Origin of the sequence: Candidatus Phytoplasma phoenicium, assembly GCF_001189415.1 — a bacterium.
Classification (GTDB): Bacteria; Bacillota_I; Bacilli_A; order Acholeplasmatales; family Acholeplasmataceae; genus Phytoplasma; species Phytoplasma phoenicium.
Genome location: NZ_JPSQ01000076.1, coordinates 1 through 3,088 on the forward strand (window position 1 = coordinate 1; position 3,088 = coordinate 3,088).

Genomic DNA, 3,088 nt, shown 5'->3' on the forward strand with positions numbered 1-3,088 from the left:
ATCTAAACCACAGAAACACAAACCATTATATAAAAATAAAATGATAATAGCTAAAGGAATTGCTTTAAATAAATAATTAAATATGCTAATTATTTTAGTCAAATTTCGTTTAAAATAAAAAACAATTTTAGAATGTTCGTTTGTGAATATGCTTACTCGGAAAAAAACTATAGATAAGCTAAATCCTAAGAATAAACTATCAATAGCTAATAACAAAGTGATAAATAAACTTTTTTTATAATTAGATAATTGATAGAATATTTTTTGCCATATATTTTTTTTTAAAATGCGCTGATTTCTTTGTTCATTCCGTTGTAAAGCTGTTTGAGCTTGTTGATAAAAGTAATTATTTTCATTTATTGTCAATAATTTTTGATCGTCGATATCCAAATTTTTTAATGTTTTTTTTATAACATGTTTTAATGGTGAATCTTTTTTAACAAAAATATTTAAAGGTTTTAAGGACAAATCTGGATCTGTTAATTTTAAAACTTGAAAAAGATTTTGATTAACAATTCTTTTAGCAAAATTTTGCAACATTGGATAATCAAATAGGACACAATCAGCAGTTCCTTTTTCTACTTCGAAAATACATTGTTCCATATTTTCAAAACATGTTGTTTTTTTGGTCATTTGTGAATTAAGTTGCTTAATGATATCTTCTTTCTCTATATCATAATTAGAACCTTGAACAGTAAGCCATTTAATTTGATCGTTATTTGATTTATTAAAGTTTTTTAATTCTATTTCGTTTTTATTTGAGAAATGTAAAAAATTTGTATTATTTTTTTTAAATAATATTCCTAAATCATTTTTAGCATAGGGAATAGAATCAAAATAGGTTTTTCTGTTTTCTGTTTCATCTAACGAACCTATTATAGCGTCAACATCTCCTTGTTTTAAAGCATTAATAAGTCCTGGCAATTCATAAACTTTAAGTTCTAATTTTTTCCTTAATTGATTAACAATTGCTTGAAATAATAAAATATCTATGCCACTTATTTGTTCTTCGCTATTAGAAGAAAATTGACCGTCTTTTTCAGTTGTAAAAACAAAAGGAGGTATGCTTTTTACAGTGCCTAATTTAATAGTATCAGTTGAATTTTTAGTTTTGTTGGTGTGAGGAGGCGTATCAGAATGTAATAAACAAAAGTGCACCCAAATTAAAAATACAATGCAAATAGTTATTTTAATAATATTTTTATTTTTTTTAAATAATTTTTTTAAAGTGATTACAATACGATAAGTAATTTTGAATTAATTTTTTAATATCAATAGATATTTTCTTAATTAATTCTTTATTACTTTTCATATAAATAAATCCTCTGGAGACAATCATAGGAAAATTTAAAATTTTTCTCTTTTTAATATCGATACTTGCGATTATAGAAAATAAACCTTCTTCGCTTAAAATACGTCTTTCTTTTAAAATTAAATTACATAAATCTTCTGAACCAGAATCATCAATATAAATATTATTAGTAGGAACTTTTCCGATTAGTTTTACTTGATTCGAATTCATCCCTACTACATCGCCATTATCTAAAATAAAAATATTTTCAGATTTGACACCACATTCTATAGCTAATTTTTTGTGAGTCATTAACATAATATGTTCTCCATGTACTGGAATAAAATATTGAGGTTTAATTAAATTTAATATTAATTTTAAATCATGTTGACTTGCATGTCCTGAAGTATGAGTATCAACCAAAAAACCATGAGTAATGACATCAATATCCATTTTAAATAATAAATCTAATATTTTATTTACACTATCTTGATTCCCAGGAATAGGAGAAGAAGAAAAAATAACAGTGTCTCTATGATGTAGTTTAATTTGACGATGGATTCCGTTGGCCATTCGACTAAGTGCTGCCAATGGTTCACCTTGAGAACCTGTACAAAGCAAAGTTATATCATGATATTTTTCGATATTATTACCATTTACAATAATGCCTTTAGGAATATTCAAATAACCATTTTTTATTCCTGTCTCAATAGCTCTTTCCATACTACGTCCAAAAATAGCTATTTTACGATTAGTGACAATACTCGCTTCTATAATTTGTTTCAAACGATAAAAATTAGAAGCAAAAGTAACAATAATAATACGGCCTTTGATTTTAAAAAATAATTGTTTAATAGTGTTTCCAATAACATTTTCAGATTGGATAATACCTGTTTGTTGTGCATTGGTAGAATCTGAAAATAAACAAAAAACACCATATTTGCCTAAATCTGATAATTTTTCATACTCAGCTAAAGGACCAGCAGGAGTATTATCAATCTTAAAATCTCCTGTATAAAATAAAATCATTTTTTTATGTTTAAAAACGATCCCAAAAGTATCAGGAATTGAATGATTCATGCGTATAAAAGAAACTTGTGTGTCTCCAAATTCAAATTTAGAATGATGAAAATAATTAATCATAATTCTCATATATTTTTGTATTTTATGCTCAATTAGTTTAGTTTCAATCAAATCTAGAGCAATACCTGAAACATAAATATTAGGTATTTTAATTTTTTTTAACAAATAAGGGATACTGCCGATATGATCTTCATGTCCATGAGTAATAAATAATCCTACAATACGATGTTCATTTTTAAGTAAATATTCAAAATTAGGAATAATATAATTAATACCTAAAAAAGAATCTCCAGAAAAAGAAATACCAGAATCAACAATAAAAATTTTTTTATCAATTTCGAACACATACATGTTCTTACCTATTTCACCCAATCCACCTAAAGCATAAAATAAAATCTCAAATTCTCCAGTTGTATCTTTTGTATTAATAATGTTCATTATTTTTTAAATATTTTCCTTTCGAAATTAATACCTCTTTAATTGTTAATCAAAATCAAAACAGGAATGATAATAGGTTTTTTTTTAGTTTCTTTAAATATAAATTTAGGTAAAATTTCTCTTAAATTATTTTTAAAATCACTCCATTTAATTAAGTGTTTTTTATTTATTAAAAAAGTATTACTAATTTCTAAAAAAAGACTTTTTAATTGAGTCAAAAGAGGAACAATTTTATTTTGTTCTAAAAAACCTTTATGAATTAATTCAACATTACCT

General features: G+C 24.3%; 2 protein-coding genes and 1 pseudogene. All 3 read right to left on the reverse strand.

Annotated elements, in window-relative coordinates:
• A partial coding sequence (locus AlmWB_RS01700; RefSeq protein ID WP_157022409.1) for a transporter substrate-binding domain-containing protein occupies nt 1-1,158 on the reverse strand: 1,158 nt, incomplete at its 3' end.
• A 52-nt stretch (nt 1,159-1,210) separates the two neighbouring features.
• Entirely contained in the window at nt 1,211-2,812 is a 1,602-nt protein-coding gene (locus tag AlmWB_RS01705) for a ribonuclease J (protein ID WP_083993364.1), read from the reverse strand.
• A gap of 38 nt (nt 2,813-2,850) precedes the next feature.
• Nucleotides 2,851-3,088: pseudogene (locus AlmWB_RS01895) on the reverse strand (ribonuclease J); the annotation flags it as partial.